Annotated in this window: 15 protein-coding genes; 5 read left to right on the top strand and 10 right to left on the bottom strand. The window is 65.3% G+C overall.

Annotated features, from left to right (window positions below):
- The first annotated feature begins 4 nt into the window (after window positions 1-4).
- Window positions 5-1,312, top strand: a complete 1,308-nt coding sequence (lysA, locus tag LI953_RS07505) for a diaminopimelate decarboxylase (RefSeq protein WP_227075424.1) — start codon at window positions 5-7, stop codon at window positions 1,310-1,312.
- Window positions 1,313-1,315: 3 nt separating this feature from the next.
- On the opposite strand, the gene LI953_RS07500 is transcribed toward lysA, so the two are convergent.
- From LI953_RS07500 to LI953_RS07475, 6 genes are read right to left on the bottom strand one after another with little or no spacing between them, the layout of a single operon-like run.
- Window positions 1,316-2,188: a CopD family protein gene (locus LI953_RS07500; RefSeq protein WP_227075423.1), complete on the bottom strand. Its 873-nt coding sequence runs from the start codon at window positions 2,186-2,188 to the stop codon at window positions 1,316-1,318.
- Window positions 2,188-2,559 carry a copper resistance protein CopC gene (locus tag LI953_RS07495; RefSeq protein ID WP_227075422.1) on the bottom strand — a complete coding sequence of 124 codons (372 nt, stop codon included), beginning with the start codon at window positions 2,557-2,559 and terminating at the stop codon, window positions 2,188-2,190. The genes LI953_RS07500 and LI953_RS07495 overlap by 1 nt, the downstream gene beginning before the upstream one ends.
- 60 nt (window positions 2,560-2,619) lie before the next feature.
- Window positions 2,620-3,186, bottom strand: a complete 567-nt coding sequence (locus LI953_RS07490) for a DUF3035 domain-containing protein (protein WP_227075421.1) — start codon at window positions 3,184-3,186, stop codon at window positions 2,620-2,622.
- Window positions 3,187-3,195: 9 nt separating this feature from the next.
- Entirely contained in the window at window positions 3,196-3,684 is a 489-nt protein-coding gene (lspA, locus tag LI953_RS07485; protein ID WP_227075420.1) for a signal peptidase II, read from the bottom strand.
- Window positions 3,684-6,425, bottom strand: a complete 2,742-nt coding sequence (gene ileS, locus LI953_RS07480; RefSeq protein WP_227075419.1) for an isoleucine--tRNA ligase — start codon at window positions 6,423-6,425, stop codon at window positions 3,684-3,686. Before ileS ends, lspA begins: the two co-directional genes overlap by 1 nt.
- The gene (locus LI953_RS07475) at window positions 6,422-7,369 is read right to left on the bottom strand and encodes a bifunctional riboflavin kinase/FAD synthetase (protein ID WP_227075418.1); all 948 of its coding nucleotides are present in this window, start codon (window positions 7,367-7,369) and stop codon (window positions 6,422-6,424) included. The genes ileS and LI953_RS07475 overlap by 4 nt, the downstream gene beginning before the upstream one ends.
- Window positions 7,370-7,453: 84 nt before the next feature.
- On the opposite strand from LI953_RS07475, the gene LI953_RS07470 reads away from it, so the two are divergent.
- Complete coding sequence (locus LI953_RS07470; RefSeq protein ID WP_227075417.1) at window positions 7,454-8,641, top strand: DUF2125 domain-containing protein; 1,188 nt, start codon at window positions 7,454-7,456, stop codon at window positions 8,639-8,641.
- Between the two features lie 24 nt (window positions 8,642-8,665).
- On the opposite strand, the gene LI953_RS07465 is transcribed toward LI953_RS07470, so the two are convergent.
- Together LI953_RS07465 and LI953_RS07460 are read right to left on the bottom strand one after the other, a co-directional pair.
- Complete coding sequence (locus LI953_RS07465) at window positions 8,666-9,292, bottom strand: phospholipid-binding protein MlaC (RefSeq protein WP_227075416.1); 627 nt, start codon at window positions 9,290-9,292, stop codon at window positions 8,666-8,668.
- 27 nt (window positions 9,293-9,319) lie between these two features.
- Window positions 9,320-10,138, bottom strand: a complete 819-nt coding sequence (locus LI953_RS07460) for a VacJ family lipoprotein (RefSeq protein ID WP_227075415.1) — start codon at window positions 10,136-10,138, stop codon at window positions 9,320-9,322.
- Window positions 10,139-10,304: 166 nt separating this feature from the next.
- Here LI953_RS07460 and metF point away from each other — a divergent pair, with 166 nt between their 5' ends.
- From metF to LI953_RS07445, 3 genes are read left to right on the top strand one after another with little or no spacing between them, the layout of a single operon-like run.
- The gene (gene metF / locus LI953_RS07455; RefSeq protein ID WP_227075414.1) at window positions 10,305-11,243 is read left to right on the top strand and encodes a methylenetetrahydrofolate reductase [NAD(P)H]; all 939 of its coding nucleotides are present in this window, start codon (window positions 10,305-10,307) and stop codon (window positions 11,241-11,243) included.
- Window positions 11,240-13,408, top strand: coding sequence for an ATP-dependent helicase (locus LI953_RS07450; RefSeq protein WP_227075413.1), 2,169 nt, complete (start codon window positions 11,240-11,242; stop codon window positions 13,406-13,408). The genes metF and LI953_RS07450 overlap by 4 nt, the downstream gene beginning before the upstream one ends.
- Window positions 13,398-14,276 (top strand): 50S ribosomal protein L11 methyltransferase, encoded by an 879-nt coding sequence (locus LI953_RS07445; protein WP_227075412.1) that lies wholly within the window; start codon window positions 13,398-13,400, stop codon window positions 14,274-14,276. Before LI953_RS07450 ends, LI953_RS07445 begins: the two co-directional genes overlap by 11 nt.
- A 48-nt stretch (window positions 14,277-14,324) precedes the next feature.
- On the opposite strand, the gene LI953_RS07440 is transcribed toward LI953_RS07445, so the two are convergent.
- Window positions 14,325-15,128 carry an FRG domain-containing protein gene (locus LI953_RS07440; protein ID WP_227075411.1) on the bottom strand — a complete coding sequence of 268 codons (804 nt, stop codon included), beginning with the start codon at window positions 15,126-15,128 and terminating at the stop codon, window positions 14,325-14,327.
- 47 nt (window positions 15,129-15,175) lie between these two features.
- Entirely contained in the window at window positions 15,176-16,582 is a 1,407-nt protein-coding gene (locus LI953_RS07435; protein ID WP_227075410.1) for an NAD(P)(+) transhydrogenase (Re/Si-specific) subunit beta, read from the bottom strand.
- Between the last annotated feature and the right edge of the window lie 11 nt (window positions 16,583-16,593).

Here is a 16,593-nt window from a genome sequence, read left to right as displayed (position 1 = left end):
AAACATGGCTGATGCATTTACCGGCCCCGAGCCGGATCTGGCGGCGCTGCTCGCCTCCCGCCCCGCTCTCTCGATGCAGGCGCGCGAGGGACTGTGCTTCGAATCCGTGCCGCTGAACGCGATCGCGGATCAATATGGCACGCCGGTCTGGGTGTATGGCGCGGGCAGCATGGAGGCACGCTACAAGGCGCTGCGCGCCGCGCTGGATGCCGAAAACCTCCCCGCGCACATCCATTACGCGGTGAAGGCCAACGACCATCTCGCCATCCTCGGCCTGTTCCACCGCCTCGGCGCCGGGGCTGATGTCGTTAGCATCGGCGAATTCCTGCGCGCCCGGCGCGTTGGCGTGGCGGGGGCGGAGATCGTGTATTCCGGCGTCGGCAAATCCGCCGCCGAGATAGAAGCCGCGCTGGCCCAGGGCATTGGTCAGATCAATGTGGAGAGCGCCGAGGAGCTGGAGATGATCTCCGGCATCGCCGCCCGCATGGGGGTGAGCGCGCCGGTGGCGCTGCGCATGAACCCGGATGTGGATGCCGGCACCCATGCCAAGATCACCACCGGGCTGGCCGAGAACAAATTCGGTATCGCGGCGGCGGAGATCCCGGCACTGTATGCCCGCGCCGCCAGCCTGCCCGGCATCAAGCCGCGCGGCATCGCGCTGCATATCGGCAGCCAGATCCTCTCCACCACGCCCTATGCCGAGGCCTATGCCCGCGCCGCCGCCATGGTAGGCGCGCTGCGCGCCCAGGGGCAGAGCGTCGAAGTGCTGGACCTCGGTGGCGGGCTGGGCATTGGCTATCACGACGAACCGGGGCTGAATCTGGCCGCCTTCGCCGCCACGGTGCGGCGCGCGGTGGGCGGCCTCGGCGTGCAATTGTTGCTGGAGCCGGGGCGCTATCTCGTCGGCCCGGCCGGGCTGCTGCTCGCCTCGGTGATTTTGCAGAAGCGCACCGAAAAGCGCTTCGTGGTGCTGGATGCGGCGATGAACGAGCTGATGCGCCCGGCGCTGTATGAGGCTTGGCACGGCATTTTGCCGGTGGACCCGGCCTTGTTCCACGGCGCGCAGAGCCCAGCGGATGTGGTCGGCCCGATCTGCGAGAGCGCGGATTGCTTCGCCGAGGGCCGCGCCCTGCCCGACCTACCGCCCGGCACCCGCGTGGCGCTGCTCGATACCGGCGCTTATGGTGCGGTGATGAGCAGCGCCTATAATGCGCGGCCCCGCGCGGCCTCGGTGCTGATTGAGCACGGACAGACCCGGTTGATCACGCCGCGCCAGGCGCCTCAGGATTTGTGGGCGGACGAGATCGTCTGAGCCTTACATCCCGGCCATGCCCGCCATGGCCGGGGGCTCAAGCTGCAACAGCACCCCGGCGGCCAGCAGCACGACCAGGCCGAGCGCGGCCTCCAGCGCCACCGCCCGGATGAGCGCGGCGCGGCTGCCCGGCAGGCGCGGGGTAAGGCGGAATTTGTTGCGCGCGGCCAGGGTGATGAGCCCGCCGAGGAGCAGCAGTTTCAGCCCGGCCAGCGCGCCATAGGCCGTGGTGAACAGCGCCCCCACCCCGCCGACGAGCAGCAGGAATTGCAGCGCCGCCGTGCCCAGCAGCACCGCCACACAGGCCGCGCCGATTGGCGAAAACCGGCGGGCCAGGACTGCGGCTTCGGCGCCTGGCAGATGGCGCAACGCCAGCGCTAGCGCGGGCAGCGCCCCGAGCCAGATAGCCGCCCCGGCCAGATGCAGCACGGCGCTGGAGAGCAGCATAGCCCCCTCAGGCCCGGCCATGGCGCCGCCATGGCCCAGCCACGCCTCGGCCAGCACCCCGCCCAGCGCCAGCAGCGCCGCCACGCGCGCCCAGGCGAGCTGGAAGGCCAGCGCCGCGAGCAGCAGCGCCGCCATGCGCCCCAGCAGCAACAGACCAAAGCGGGTATATTCCGCCACAATGGGCAGGGCGTTGACGACATCAGCGGAGGTCTGGGCGGCGGCGAAATACGCGGTTTGCAGCCAGAACCACGCCGCCCCGGCAAGTAGCGCCAGGGCAAAGCCGCCCCAGGCCATGCGCCGCAGCCCCGGCACCCGCGCCCCGCGCGGCAGCGTGGTCGCCAACGCCATCGTGCCAAAGGCCGAAAAATACCCCGCCAGATGCAGCCCCCGGCACAGCCCGCGCAAAATGAGCCAGCCGGAGCCGTCCATCAGGGGCTGATTGTGAAGCTGAAACGCCCCTCGGTCTTGTGCGTGTCAACCGAGAGCGCATGCCAAGTGACCGTGTATTTGCCCGGCGCGGTGATGTGGACCGGCACGGTCATCTCATTTTCATGCCCGGCCACCGCTTGCGGCTTGCCGGCCTGCACCGCCGCGCCGTCCGGCCCCTGCACCGTGACCGTGCAGAAGCGGACTTCCAGCCCCTCGGTATAGGTGAGCAGAAGCTGCGACGGGGCCTGCGCCACCACCGCGCCGACGCCAGGCTCGGCGGTCTTTAGAAACGCATGGGCGAAGGCCGCCGCAGGCGAGAGCAAGATCAGCCCGCCAAGAGCCGCAGATACAAAACGATGACGGACAGGCATCACGTCTCTCCTCTGAAAGGCGCAAGGGCCGCCGCGGGCGCGTCACGCGCCCATGAAACCTTAAAACAGGTTCAGGAACCGCTCGAACAGGCCCGGCGACTGGTCGCTCTGCTGCGGCGTGGCCCCGGTGGTCACGGGCTGACCGAGGGCCTGGTTTTCCTGGATCCGCTGTTGCTCGGCCGGGGCATTGACCACCGGCTCGGGCGCGGGGCCGGAGCCGACCAGCTGCGAGACGACGCCCTGCGGCTTGCTGGCGACCAGCGCGTTTTGGTTGACCTCGGCACGGATATCGCCCTGCGGCGCGGGGCCCGCCTGCTGGAGCAACGCCTGCTCGCCCGGCGTGGTGCCGGCGGAGGGCGTGACCAGCGCGCTCTGCGGCGACACGATATTGGCCCCCTGTTGCGCGGCGTTTACCTGCTGCGGGGGCGGCTCGCCGGGGTTCGGCGCGGGAAGCTGGCCGAGCTCAGGCGGCAGCGAGAGCGGCGCCTGGGTGCCGACCTGGAAGGCGTCGGGCGGATTGGCCTCAAGGCCGAACTCTTTTTTGGTGGCGTCGCTGCACCCGGCGAGCGCCAGGGCTAGAGCGATTGTGGCGGCAGCGGCGGCGGGGCGGGCGTAAACAGATTTCATGGCGCTTTCCTAGCCTTCCCCCGGGTTGGCCGCAACGGGGGGCTTCTGCAAGAGGTTTTCCAGCATCAGGGCGATGACACCGCAGACAATGGCGGAGTCACCGATATTGAACACCCAGGGGTAATACAGCGCGCCGATATGCGCCTGCAGGAAATCGACCACCGCGCCGAAGCGCAAACGGTCGATGACATTGCCGATGGCGCCACCCGCGATACCTCCCACCGCCAAGGTGACGACCCATTTGGGTGTGCGCCACATCCAGGCGAACAGCGCCAGCACGACCGCCGTGGCGATCAGGGCGATGACGATCTTCGCCCCCGCCCCGGCGAACAGGCCAAAGGTGATGCCGTGATTCCACACCAGCACCAGATTGAGCATGGGCGCCACGGTGAGCAGTTTGCCGCCAGTGAGCGGGGGCGAGGCCAGCACCAGATATTTGCTCCACTGGTCCACGCCCAGCACCAGCGCCGCGGCGAGAAACCCGGCCAGACGGCGCATTATACGCCGTCCACGGCGTCGCAGCAGCGGCGGCAGAGCGTGGGATGCTTGGCGTTGCCGCCCACCTCGGGCAGCACCTTCCAGCAGCGCTCGCATTTTTCGCCGGAGGCGGCGATGGCGGTGTCATTCTCGCCAAATCCCGCCGCGGAGGTGATGCAGATTTCCGCCCAGAGCGCGGCGTCGTCCAGCACCGCCCGCGCCTCGGGCGATAGCACCGCCTCGGCCTGCAATGAGGAGCCGATGGCCTTGTCCCGGCGCATCTCCTCGATGGCGCCGGTGACATTGCCGCGATGCTCGCGCAGCTTGGCGAATGTCCCGGCCAGGGCATCGTCGCGCCATGCCTCCGGCACCGGATGGAATGGCTCCAGATGCACGCTGGCCTCGGCGCCAAAGCGGGCGATCCAGGCTTCCTCGGCCGTGAAGGGCAGCGCCGGAGCCAGCCAGGTGGTCAGGCAGCGATGCAGAATGTCGAGGAAGGAACGGCAGGCGCGGCGTTTTTCCGCCGACGGCGCGTCGCAATACAGGCTGTCCTTGCGGATGTCGAAATAAAAGGCCGAGAGATCGGTGGCGCAGAAATGATGGATCGCGGGGTACACCCCGGTCCAGTCATGACCGCGCACCGCGCCGAGAACACGCTGGTTCAGCTCCCATAGCCGGTGCAGCATGAAGCGCTCCAGGGCCGGGAATTTTTGCTCCGGCACGCGCTCGGCCTCGCTGAAGCCATCCAGCGAGCCCAGCACCCAGCGCAGCGTGTTGCGCAGGCGGCGGTAAAGCTCGGCCTGCTGCTTAAGGATTTCGGGACCGATACGCAGATCTTCCGAGGTGTCGGAATTCATCACCCACAGGCGCAGAATATCGGCGCCGTATTTGTCGTTCACCTCCTGCGGGGCGGTGACATTGCCCAGCGATTTGGACATCTTGCGCCCCTGCTCGTCGAGCACGAAGCCATCGGTGACGATCGCCTTGAACGGCGCGACACCGCGCGTGCCAACCGATTCGAGCAGCGAGGCCTGGAACCAGCCGCGATGCTGGTCGGAGCCTTCGAGGTAGATATCCGCCGGAGTGGGCATGCCGCGCGCTTCCAGCACGAAGGCATGGGTGGAACCGGATTCGAACCAGACATCGACAACGTCGAAGATCTGCTCGTAATCATCGGGGTTGCGATCGGGGCCGAGGAAGTCGGAGGCCGGGCGGGCATACCACGCATCCGCGCCGTCCCTGGTGAAAATTTCGACCACGCGGTTCACCACCTGCGCGTCGCGCAGCGGCTCATGCGTGCGTTTATCGACAAAGATGGCAATCGGCACGCCCCAGGCGCGCTGACGCGAGATGCACCAATCGGGGCGGGTTTCGACCATCGAGCGGATGCGGTTGCGGCCGATCTCGGGCACGAATTTCGTGGCGTCGATGGCGGCGAGCGCCTTGTTGCGGATTTCGTCCGCGCCGTCCATGCGGATAAACCATTGCGCGGTGGCGCGGTAGATGAGCGGCGCCTTCGAGCGCCAGCTATGCGGATAAGAATGCACGAACTCGGCGCGGTGCAGAAGCGCCCCGGCCTCCTTCAATTTTTCGCAGACCGGGTCTGCGGCTTTGTAAACATGCAGACCAGCAAAGAGCGGCACATTTTGGTAATACGTGCCGTCATCGGCCACCGTGTCCGGCACCGCGATGCCATGCGCCTTGCAGAGCAGAAAATCATCCTCGCCATGGCCCGGCGCCATGTGCACGATGCCTGTGCCCGCCTCCATGGTCACGAATTCGCCCAGCATTACCGGCACGGTGAAATCATAGCCCGCATCAGCCTTGGCCAGCGGGTGGTGGAAGCGCCGTCCCTCCAGTGCCTTGCCCTTGAAGCTCTCCAGCACCGTAAGCGCGGTAATGCCGGTCTTGGCGGCGAAGTCGGCCAGCAATTCCTGCGAGACGATCAGCGTTTCACCAGCCACCGCCAGTGAATTTTCCGTCACGCCATCCACGCGGATGCGCACGTAATCCAGCTCATGCCCCATCGCGAGGCCGCGGTTGCCGGGGATCGTCCAGGGCGTGGTGGTCCAGATGACGACCGCGGCGTCACCCTCCACCGCGCGGAACCGCACATAGATCGCGGTGTCCTTCTTGTCGTGATACTCGACCTCGGCTTCGGCCAGCGCGGTCTTCTCCACAGGGCTCCACATCACCGGGCGCAGGCCGCGATAAAGCGCGCCGTTGAGCAGGAACTTGCCGATCTCCCCCGCGATCGCCGCCTCGGAGGCGAAATCCATGGTCGCGTAACGGTTTTCCCAATCACCAGCGACGCCCAGGCGCTTGAACTCCTCGCGCTGCACGTTGAGCCAGTGTTGCGCGTAGTCGCGGCATTCACGGCGGAATTCAAGAACCGGAACCTGGTCCTTGTCGAGCTTCTTGGCCCGGTACTGCTCCTCGACCTTCCACTCGATCGGCAGGCCATGGCAGTCCCAGCCGGGGATGTAATCGGCATCCTTGCCGGCCATCTGCTGGGCGCGGTTGATGACATCCTTGTGAATCTTGTTCAGCGCGTGGCCGATATGCAGATTGCCGTTGGCGTAGGGCGGGCCGTCATGCAGGATGAACGGCGCGCGCCCCTGCCCGGCCGCGCGCAGCCGCGCCCATAGCCCCATCTCCTCCCAGCGTTTGAGCATCTCCGGCTCGCGCTTGGGCAGCTCGCCGCGCATGGGGAAGTCGGTGCGCGGCAGGAATACGGTGGCTTTATAATCGATCTCGGTCATGGCTGCTCGGGTTTGGCGTGTTTCTCGTCCCTGTCAAGCAGGGCGCGGGCGGTGGCGGAGTCAGCCTCGATCTGCGCCTTCAGCGCCTCGAAGCTGGGGAATTTCTGCTCCTCGCGGAGGAAATGGTGCAGGCACACGGTCAATTCCTGGCCATAGAGATCACCCGCGAAATCGAAAAAATGCGCTTCCAGGCGGGATTCGGCACCGCCCACGGTGGGGCGCTGGCCGATATTGGCCACCCCCTTCACCGCCGCGCCAGCGATGCGCGCGCTCACGGCATAAACCCCGCGCTGCGGCTCCAGATGCCGCCCGAGCGGGATGTTGGCGGTGGGGAAGCCGATGGTGCGGCCGCGCTTGTCGCCATGCGTCACCGGGCCGCGGATGGAATGCGGGCGGCCGAGCAGGGCGGCGGCGCGCTCGGGGTAGCCGTCCTGGATCAGGCGGCGGATGCGGCTGGATGAGATCGGGCCTTCGCCATCTGCCACCTGGGGCACGATGGTCAGCCCCATGCCCAGCGCCTCGGCCCGCGCCGCCAGAAACGCGACATCGCCGCCGCGCCGGTGGCCGAAGGCGAAATCGGCGCCGCAGACGAGATGCGCCGCGCCCAATCCGCGATGCAGGATGTCGCTGACGAACGCCTCCGCGGTGAGATGCGAGAAGGCGTCATTGAACGGCAGTTCGTAAAGATATTGCACGCCGAGCCCGGCCAGGGCCGCCGCGCGCTCGGTGGAGAGGGTCAGGCGGAAGGGCGGGTCCTGCGGGCGGAAGAACTCGCGCGGATGCGGCTCGAAGGTGAGCACGGCGCGTGGGGCATCGGGGCGCGCGGCATGGGCGGCGCGCAGCACCGCGGCGTGGCCGAGATGCACGCCATCGAAGTTACCCAGCGCAATGGTGGCGCCGCGGCCCTCGGCGGGCAAATCGCGCCAGTCGGAGAAAATCTTCATGAGCCTGCAAAAGCCCCCACACTTGGCCCAAGGTCAAGGGTGGGGCATGAAGGGCGCGTGTTGAAAAGCGGAACGGGTGATCTGATGCGCGGATTTTTGCGGGCTCTGGCCGGAATCGTGGTGGTGGTGGCGCTGGTTTGGGCCGGATTGTGGTGGTACGCGCAGGCCCGGCTGCAGGCGGCGCTCAAGCTCTACGCCAGCGAGCTGACCAGCCCAGACGGCACCACCAGCATGAGCTATGACGGCATTTCCGGCGGCGGCTTTCCGCTCGCCGCCACGGCCACGCTTAATAACCCGCGCCTGACCATCCCGCTGCCGGGCAACGACATGCCGAGCCCGCTGGTGCTGGGCATGAGCCATGTCACGCTGCGAGTCGGGGTGCTCGACCCGCTGGTGCTGCACCTCGACATGCCCAACAAGATCACCGGCCATGTGCCGCAGGGCGACGGCGCCGTGACCTTCGGCAAGTTCAGCGCAACCGCGACGCTCAACCGGCAGGCGCTGTTCAACCCCAATATCTTCCCCATCAGCGCCGAGGATGCCGATATCAGCGACATCAACGTGCTGGGCTCCAGCGGCAGCATCCAGGTGCTGCATATCGACAGGCTGCACATGCATGAGACGCTGAACCCGGCGGCCAACGCCGGGCAGACGAGCCTCACCCTGGCCGAAGACCTGCAAGGCGTAGCGCTGCCCGACTGGATGACCAAAATCCTTGGCGTGCCGTTTGACGGCAAGATCGAGCATCTGGGGCTGAACGCCAGCTTCTCCGGCGCGCTGGACTGGGTGGGGCTGGCCCAGCAGCTCAAGGCGCAGACGGATGAAAACGCCAAGACCCAGCTGCTGGTGAACGCCGCGCATGGCTGGGCCAAGCAGGGCGGCAACGCCACCGCCGCGCTGAGCGTGACGCTCGGCCCCAGCACATTGAACGCCAGCGGCGACGTGAAATTCGACGCCAACGCCCAGCCCAGCGGCCAGGCGGAGGTGACGGCGAATCATCTGGATGCGCTGACCTCGGCGATCGCGGCCGCCTACCCCTCAACTCAGAACGACATCAACCAGGCCGAGGCGCAGCTCGCGCCTTATCTCTCGGCCGATCGCGATAACGGACAGGTGTTGAATATCCACGCCACTTATGGCGCGAGCGGGGTGATGGTGAATGGGCAAAAAATGGCGGACATGCCGCCCCTGGACTGGAACGAACTCACCAGCCTGTTCACGCCGCAAGCCTCGGGAGACGGCGCGGCGGCACCTCAAGGTTCGGGGCCATAAGCCCCGAACCGCGCTTGCCGGGCCTTAATCCTGGGCTTCGGACGCCTTGTTGATCTGGTTCTGCATGGCGGTGAGCAGCGCCGAGACGTTGCCCCCATTATCGGTAATCACCGAGGCATAGTCGTTGCGCGTGGTGATGCGCATCGAGGTGCCCGCCACGATCACATCCATGATTTGCGGCTTGCCGCCAACCTCGGCCACATCCCAGCCGACATCGGCCGGGGCCTTGCCGGGGGTGGTGATGGTGGTGTCCACCAGCACGCCGTCACCCTGCGGGGTGGCGCTGTTCACGGTGAAGCTGACGCCCTGATAGGCCTTGATCTGGTAAGTGATGTTGTATGACAGCAACTGGTGGAAAAGCTGCTGGAACTTGGTGTGCTGCGCCGGGGTGGCAATGTTGATGTAGCGCCCGAGCACATAATCACCCACCTGATCCACGGCAACGATCTGGTTGACCAGGGTGCGCAGCTGCGTGGCCTTGTCGGCCGCGGAGCCGCCGCCATTAACGATGGCGACCAGTTGCTGGCCCGACTGCGAGATGAAGGCCTTGGCGTCATCGGCGCTCAGGGCCTGGGCCTGCGCGGCCGCGGCCATCGTGCCGAGCAGCGGCGCGGCGATGACGGTGCCCAAAAGAAAGCGGCGTAAATGCATATGTCGATCCTCGTATGGCGTCGGCGGTCAGTTCTGCGGCGCAGCCGGGGCGGCACTGGCCCCCTGCTTGTCGCGCTGCTCAATCAACTGGATTTGTGAGGCACGAGATTGGCGATAAAGGCTCCGGAATGTGGCATAGGGGTCCAACGCCGTGGCGTTGATCTGGTCGATGGTGTCGAGCAGCCCGGCACGGGTGTTGATGAGATGCAGCCCGGTCGCGGTATAGCCAAAATCGGTGAGCGCGGTGCTCGACGGCGCGGCCACAGTCGGCGAGGCGAAATACTGAACCGGCAGGTTCCACACGTCGCGCGCGCCCGAGGGGCCAAACACCGGCAGATAAAGATAAGGCCCGGCCGGCACGCCCCAGATCGCCAGGGTCAGGCCGAAATCGGTGTCGGTCTCCTTGTAGCCCAGCGCGCTCGCAGGGTCGAAGATGCCGCCAATGCCAATGGTGGAATTGATGAGGAAGCGCATCAGGGAGGAGCCGGCGTCGGTTGGCATGCCTTCGGCCATGAAATTCAGCGTGCGCCCCGGTTCACCCATGTTGGTAAAGAAATTACCCACATGCGTGCGGATCGGCTGGGTGGTGACCGCCACATACCCCTTCGCCACCGGCTTCATCACATAGCGGTCGAGCCTGTTGTTGAAGGCGAAGAAGGTGCGGTTGGTCGGCTCCAGCGGGTCGTTGACCTGCTGATAGGCCTGATAATCGGCGGTGTCGGATTTCGGCGGCGGTGTCGCGCAACCCGCCAGCGCCAACGTCAGCAGCGACGCCCCAAGCCCGAGACCACGGCCAAGAGTCCGGCCAAAACGGCGCCGCGCGCCCTTTTCCTGTTTCACCCGCACCTTTGTATCTCCTTTGGCAGACGCCTGAGTGGCGCCGTGGACCCATAGTAATTGTGGTTCCTTACCCGGTGTTCAATCACGGCGCTACCTCTGCCGAGACATGCGAGTTAGGCCTTGCGTAAATGTGGCCGTGCTGCCACGAAACGCCCCTGACGGAGAGCACGTAATGACCCATTCACCCCAACGCGACACCCTGGAACGCTGGGCCTCGGGCGAGCGCATCGCGCCGCTGCCCGCGCGCGAGGGCGCGGCCCCGCCGGAGATTTCCTTCGAGTTCTTCCCGCCCAAGACCCCGGCGCTGGAGGCCCAGCTCTGGACCTGCATCGAGCGCCTGGCCGTGCTCAAACCCGCCTTCGTCTCGGTCACCTATGGCGCGGGCGGCTCCACGCAGGAGCGCACCCACGCTACCGTGCTGCGCATCGTGCAGGAGACGGATCTGACCCCGGCCGCGCATCTCACCTGCGTCGGCGCCAGCAGCGAGGCGGTGGACGAGGTCGCCCGCCGCTATTGGGCGGCGGGGGTGAAACATATCGTGGCGCTGCGCGGCGACCCGCCGCCCGGCGAGACCTACACCCCGCATCCGGGCGGCTACGCCTATGCCGCCGATCTCGTGGCCGGGCTGAGGAAGGTCGCTGATTTCGAGATCACCGTGGCCGCCTACCCCGAGGTGCATCCGCAGGCGCTGAGCCCCGAGGCGGATCTGGACAATCTGAAGCGCAAGCTGGATGCCGGGGCCACGCGCGCGATCAGCCAGGTATTTTTCGACAACGGCGTATTCCTGCGCTTCCTCGACCGCGCTTTGGCGGCGGGGATCAAGGCGCCGATCGTGCCGGGGATCATGCCGGTCACCAATTTCGCCCAGGCGCTGAAATTCTGCGATACCTGCGGCACCTCGATGCCGCGCTGGATGGCCGGGATGTTCGAGGGGCTGGATGACGACGTGGAAACAAGGCGCATGGTGGCGGCGGCGGTGGCGGCCGAACAGGTACGCCTGCTCCAGGCCAATGGCATCGACGAATTCCATTTCTACACGCTCAACCGCCCGGACCTGACCTACGCCATCGCCCGCATCCTGGGTGTGAAGCCGCAGCCCGCGGCCGCATGAGCGATTATCTCGCCGGGCTGAACCCGGCCCAGCGTGACGCCGTGGAGAGCACCGAAGGGCCGGTGCTGGTGCTGGCCGGGGCCGGCACCGGCAAGACCCGCGTGCTCACCACCCGCTTCGCGCATATCCTGCTCAGCGGCCGGGCTTATCCCAACCAGATCCTCACCGTCACCTTCACCAACAAGGCGGCGCGGGAGATGCGCGAGCGCCTGGGCCGGCTGCTCAACCAGCCGGTCGAGGGGCTGTGGCTCGGCACCTTCCACGCGCTCAGCGCGCGCATGCTGCGCCGCTATGCCGAGCGCGTGGGGCTGACCAGCGGCTTCTCCATCCTCGACACCGACGACCAGATGCGCCTGCTGCGCCAGCTCATGGAAGCCGCGCGGGTGGATATCAAACGCTGGCCGGTGAACGCGCTGATGGCGATCATCCAGCGCTGGAAGGATAAGGGCTTCATGCCCGGCCAGATCCCGGCCAGCGAATCGAGCGAGTTCGCCAACGGCAAGGCCGAGGCGCTGTATCAGGCCTATCAGGACCGGCTGCGCGCGCTCAACGCCGTGGATTTCGGCGATCTGCTGATGCTCAGCGTGCATCTGCTGAAAACCGATTCCGAGGTGCTGGCCGCGTATCAGCGCCAGTTCCGCTACATTCTGGTGGACGAGTACCAGGATACCAACTTGGTGCAATATTACTGGCTGCGCTTGCTCGCCCAGGGGCACAAGAATATCTGCTGCGTGGGCGATGACGACCAGAGCATCTATTCCTGGCGCGGCGCCGAGATTGAGAACATCCTGAAATTCGAGCGCGACTTCCCCGGCGCCAAGGTGATCCGGCTGGAGGCGAATTACCGCTCCACCGCGCCGATTCTGGCTGCGGCCTCGCATCTGATCGCACATAATGAGGGGCGGCTGGGCAAGACCCTGCATGCCGGGCGCCACGATGCCGATGGCGAGCCGGTTGAGGTGGTCGCGGTTTGGGACTCCGAGGAAGAGGCCCGCATGATCGGCTCGCGCGCCGAGGCGCTCTGGCGGGCCGGACACAAGCTGGCGGAAATCGCGATCCTGGTGCGCGCCGGGTTCCAGACCCGCGCCTTCGAAGAGCGGCTGATGCAGCTCGGCGTCCCTTACCGCATCGTCGGCGGGCTGCGCTTCTATGAGCGCCAGGAAATCCGCGACGCGCTGGCTTATCTGCGCGTGCTGGCGCAGCCGGCGGATGATCTCGCCTTCGAGCGCATCGTCAACCTGCCCAAGCGCGGTGTGGGTGAGAGCGCGCTGCGCACCATGCACGAGACGGCGCGGGCGGCGAATATCCCGCTTTACGCCGCCACCGCGAAGCTGGTGGCCGAGGGCGGCTATAAGGGCAAGCTGCGCGAAAGCCTGCGCGCGCTGCTGGAAGGCTTCGACGCCTGGCGCGAGGCGCTGGCGGCGCGCGGCCCGGTGGTGGCGCTGGAAACGCTGCTCGACGAATCGGGCTATATCGCCATGTGGAAGGCCGATAAATCGCCCGACGCGCCGGGGCGGCTGGAGAACCTCAAGGAGCTGGTACGCGCGCTGGCGGAGTTCGAGACGCTGGCGCAATTCCTTGAGCATGTCGCGCTGGTGACCGAAAGCGAGGATCAGGCCGGGGACGACAAGCTGGCGATCATGACGCTGCACGGCGCCAAGGGGCTGGAATTCGACACCGTGTTCCTGCCCGGCTGGGAGGAAGGGCTGTTCCCCAATCAGCGCGCACTGGACGAGGGCGGCAATAAGAGCCTGGAGGAGGAGCGCCGCCTCGCCTATGTCGGTATCACCCGTGCCCGCCACCGCGCCATCATCAGCCATGCCGCGCGGCGCAAGAGCTATGCCGGGTGGCAGGATGCCATCCCCAGCCGCTTCCTCGACGAATTGCCGGAAGACATGCTGCGCCACTCGGGCTCGGCACAGACGCAGCCCCACCGCCAGCCGCATATTTCGGCGGGCTTCCCGGTGCTGGCCAAACGCCCGGCGGCGGCGAGCAAGATCCCCGTGGGTGCGCGCGTCTTCCACCAGAAATTCGGCTATGGCCGGGTCATCGCCGTGGAGGATGACCGGCTGGATATCGACTTCGAGACCTCGGGAGAGAAGCGCGTGCTGGACCGCTTCGTGGAACGCCAAGAGGAACGCCAAGAGAAACGCCATGACACCTGAATTGCTGGACTGCATCACCATCCGCGTGCCGCCCGAGGCGCTGGAACCGTTTGAGGCGGCGCTCTCCAGCGTTTGCCGCGCGGTGTCGTTTTATCACGACGAGGACGCCGATCTGTGGGACATCCAGGGCGTGAAGGAGCGCGGCGAGTACGAGGAGGATCTGGCCTCGGCGCTGCTGGTGGCGCGCATCGTCTCGGGGCTGGAGCCGGAGGTGAGCCGCACCCTGGTGCCCGTGGCCGGCTGGCTGGCGCGCACGCAGATGGCGTTTCCCGAGCAGTTGATCGGCAACCGCTTCGTGGTGCGCGGCACGCATATCACCGCCCTGCCCTCGCCCGGCCGCATCACCCTCACGCTCGATGCCGGCCTCGCCTTCGGCACGGGCGAGCACAACTCCACCCGCGGCTGCCTGCTGGCGCTGGAGCGTCTGGCCAAGTTCCATCATCCGCGGCGAATTTTGGACCTCGGCACCGGCTCGGGGATTCTCGCCATCGCCGCGGCCAAGCTGATGGGACGGCAGGTGCTGGCCAGCGACATCGATTTCCGCGCCGCGCGGGTGGCCAACGCCAACGCCAAGCTGAACGGCGTGGCGGCGCAGGTGCGCGCGATCCGCGCCGATGGCTGGGTGGACAAGCAGATCACCCGTCAGGCGCCCTATGATCTGGTGTTCGCCAACATCCTGGCCCGGCCGCTTTGCGCCATGGCGCATGAGCTGGCCGCGCATCTCGCGCCCAATGGCCGCGCGATTTTGGCGGGGCTGCTCAACACCCAGGCGAACTGGGTACTCTCAGCGCATCGCCGCGCCGGGCTGGTGCTGGAGCACCGCATCATCGACGGCGCGTGGTCGATCCTGACACTGAAAAAGCCGTAACCATTTTCGGTGCGCTTTTTCAAAATAACGGAAAGACTGAGCTCCTGCTCAAGCGCCATTTCGTCCAAGTTTTCTAAAAGCCATTGTGTTGATCAGTCCCTCTTCGCTGCCAAAAAGCGTATAAGCATTAATGTTTTGTTCATCGAGCTCCCTCAACGCTGCCCCCTTTTCTGAAATTGGAATGATAAACTTCACAATTTCATAAAAGCTCTCACTGTCAGGTATTCCGCTCTTTAGTGCAGCTTCATGGGGTACAATTTTCCACATTGCTTCCGCTCGCTCCCATTGCAAGCATAATGTGTACTCGCCTTGTTGCATGAAATGACGCCTATGACCGCCGTTACGGTCCCCAAAACGTACAATATTTGGCCATGCTTTGCTTCTCGTGGCACTCAGTTTCGCGTTCAATGCAAAAATACTCACTTCTTTTGCTCCTTGGGATGCCCCATGAAAGGCAAAGAACGCAGCAACATACATTGACCGGCTCCAATCCAGAAATGGCGACGGAAAACCATGCTGCCGCAAATAACTAAAATACGGCAGACCTGGAACGCCAGCCTCTGAAAAAGTAAGCATTAAATTGAAGTTGAAGAATTTCTCTGCGATTTTATCTGGGTGTATCTCAAATTTCTTCTCCGTGAGCGTTTCTATTTCAACCCTGACAGCCTCCGCCTGCATGAAATAATGATCAAGAAACCACGCCCGCTTCTCATCGTATCGTTCGAGCGTTGTACTGAGAGACCAAGAGGCATCCGCCTGTCCCCGAAACAACACATTGGCTTGCACTTCATCCCGATATAATCGCAATTTGCGCAAAAGCTCTTGCCAATTAGATACACGTTCTTCTTTCATAATTTCCTCAATAAAAAAGGCCGGGGTTTTGCCCCGGCCTTTCGCGTTTAGTCGTCCAGCGCCATGACGATCTCTTCCGTCATCTTCTTGGCGTCGCCGAACAGCATCATCGTGTTGTCACGGAAGAACAGCTCGTTCTCCACACCCGCGTAGCCAGAAGCCATCGAGCGCTTCACGAACAGCACGGTCTTGGCCTTGTCGACCTCCAGGATCGGCATGCCGAAGATCGGGCTGGCCGGGTTGGTCTTGGCGGCGGGGTTGGTCACGTCGTTGGCGCCGATCACATACACCACGTCCGCGGTGGCGAACTCGTTGTTGATCTGCTCCAGTTCGAACACCTCGTCATACGGCACGTTCGCCTCGGCCAGCAGCACGTTCATGTGCCCAGGCATACGGCCCGCCACCGGATGAATGGCGTATTTCACTTCCACGCCGTCTTCCTTCAGGATGTCCGCCATTTCGCGCAGCGCGTGCTGGGCCTGGGCCACCGCCATGCCATAGCCGGGCACCACGATCACCTTCGAGGCGTTCTTCATGATGAAGGCCGCGTCGTCGGCGGAGCCGATCTTCACCGCCTTGCCCTCGGTGCTAACACCAGCCGGGCCGGCATCGGTCGAGTTGCCAAAGCCGCCGGCGATGACGTTGATGATCGAGCGGTTCATACCCTTACACATGATGTAGGACAGGATCGCACCCGAGGAGCCAACCAGCGCGCCGGTGACGATCAGCGCCAGATTGCCGATGGTGAAGCCGATACCGGAGGCGGCCCAGCCGGAGTAGGAGTTCAGCATCGAGACCACCACCGGCATGTCCGCGCCGCCGATGGGGATGATGAGCAGCACGCCCAGCGCCAGCGCCAGCGCGGCGATCAGCGAGAACAGCACGAAGCTGCCGCCCGAGGACACAAAGGCGATGATCAGCACCACGATGAGCACGCCGATGGCGGCGTTCAGCTGATGCTGGCCCGAGAAGGTGACGGGCGTGCCCTTGAGCAACGCCTGCAACTTGGCGAAGGCGATGAGCGAGCCGGTGAAGGTGATCGCGCCGATCGCCAAACCGAGCGACATCTCGATCAGGCTCTCCACATGGATATGGTGCAGGGTACCAATGCCGAAGCTCTGCGGCGCATTGAGCGCCGAGGCGGCGACGAACACGGCGGCCAGACCGACCAGCGAGTGGAAAGCCGCGACCAGCTGCGGCAGCGCCGTCATCTTAATCTTCTGCGCCACGACCAGGCCGATCGACCCACCAATGGCGATGCCGAGCAGGATGACGAGCGCCCAGCTGAAGGACATGCCGCCATGCAGGAAGGTGGCGCCAACCGCGATGAGCATACCGATGATGCCCGCCTGGTTGCCGCGGCGCGACGTGGTGGGGTGCGACAACCCACGCAGCGCCAGGATGAACAGGACCGCCGCGATCAGATACGCGAAGGAGGTAAGAGACTGGTTCATCGGGGCGGTGC

The sequence above is a fragment of the Acidocella sp. KAb 2-4 genome (assembly GCF_020567705.1).
Classification (GTDB): Bacteria; Pseudomonadota; Alphaproteobacteria; order Acetobacterales; family Acetobacteraceae; genus Acidocella.
Note: the sequence above shows the minus strand (reverse complement) of the source record. Positions and strands in the feature narration are given on the sequence as shown.

Bases quoted from the DNA above. Each gene is read 5' to 3' on its own strand.
- lspA (WP_227075420.1), bottom strand. From the start codon at position 3,684: ATGCGCCGTCTGGCCGGGTTTCTCGCCGCGGCGCTGGTGCTGGGCGTG.
- LI953_RS07435 (WP_227075410.1), bottom strand. From the start codon at position 16,582: ATGAACCAGTCTCTTACCTCCTTCGCGTATCTGATCGCGGCGGTCCTG.
- lysA (WP_227075424.1), top strand. From the start codon at position 5: ATGGCTGATGCATTTACCGGCCCCGAGCCGGATCTGGCGGCGCTGCTC.
- LI953_RS07470 (WP_227075417.1), top strand. From the start codon at position 7,454: ATGCGCGGATTTTTGCGGGCTCTGGCCGGAATCGTGGTGGTGGTGGCG.
- LI953_RS07495 (WP_227075422.1), bottom strand. From the start codon at position 2,559: ATGCCTGTCCGTCATCGTTTTGTATCTGCGGCTCTTGGCGGGCTGATC.
- LI953_RS07440 (WP_227075411.1), bottom strand. From the start codon at position 15,128: ATGAAAGAAGAACGTGTATCTAATTGGCAAGAGCTTTTGCGCAAATTG.
- ileS (WP_227075419.1), bottom strand. From the start codon at position 6,425: ATGACCGAGATCGATTATAAAGCCACCGTATTCCTGCCGCGCACCGAC.
- LI953_RS07450 (WP_227075413.1), top strand. From the start codon at position 11,240: ATGAGCGATTATCTCGCCGGGCTGAACCCGGCCCAGCGTGACGCCGTG.
- LI953_RS07490 (WP_227075421.1), bottom strand. From the start codon at position 3,186: ATGAAATCTGTTTACGCCCGCCCCGCCGCCGCTGCCGCCACAATCGCT.
- LI953_RS07445 (WP_227075412.1), top strand. From the start codon at position 13,398: ATGACACCTGAATTGCTGGACTGCATCACCATCCGCGTGCCGCCCGAG.
- LI953_RS07500 (WP_227075423.1), bottom strand. From the start codon at position 2,188: ATGGACGGCTCCGGCTGGCTCATTTTGCGCGGGCTGTGCCGGGGGCTG.
- metF (WP_227075414.1), top strand. From the start codon at position 10,305: ATGACCCATTCACCCCAACGCGACACCCTGGAACGCTGGGCCTCGGGC.
- LI953_RS07475 (WP_227075418.1), bottom strand. From the start codon at position 7,369: ATGAAGATTTTCTCCGACTGGCGCGATTTGCCCGCCGAGGGCCGCGGC.
- LI953_RS07465 (WP_227075416.1), bottom strand. From the start codon at position 9,292: ATGCATTTACGCCGCTTTCTTTTGGGCACCGTCATCGCCGCGCCGCTG.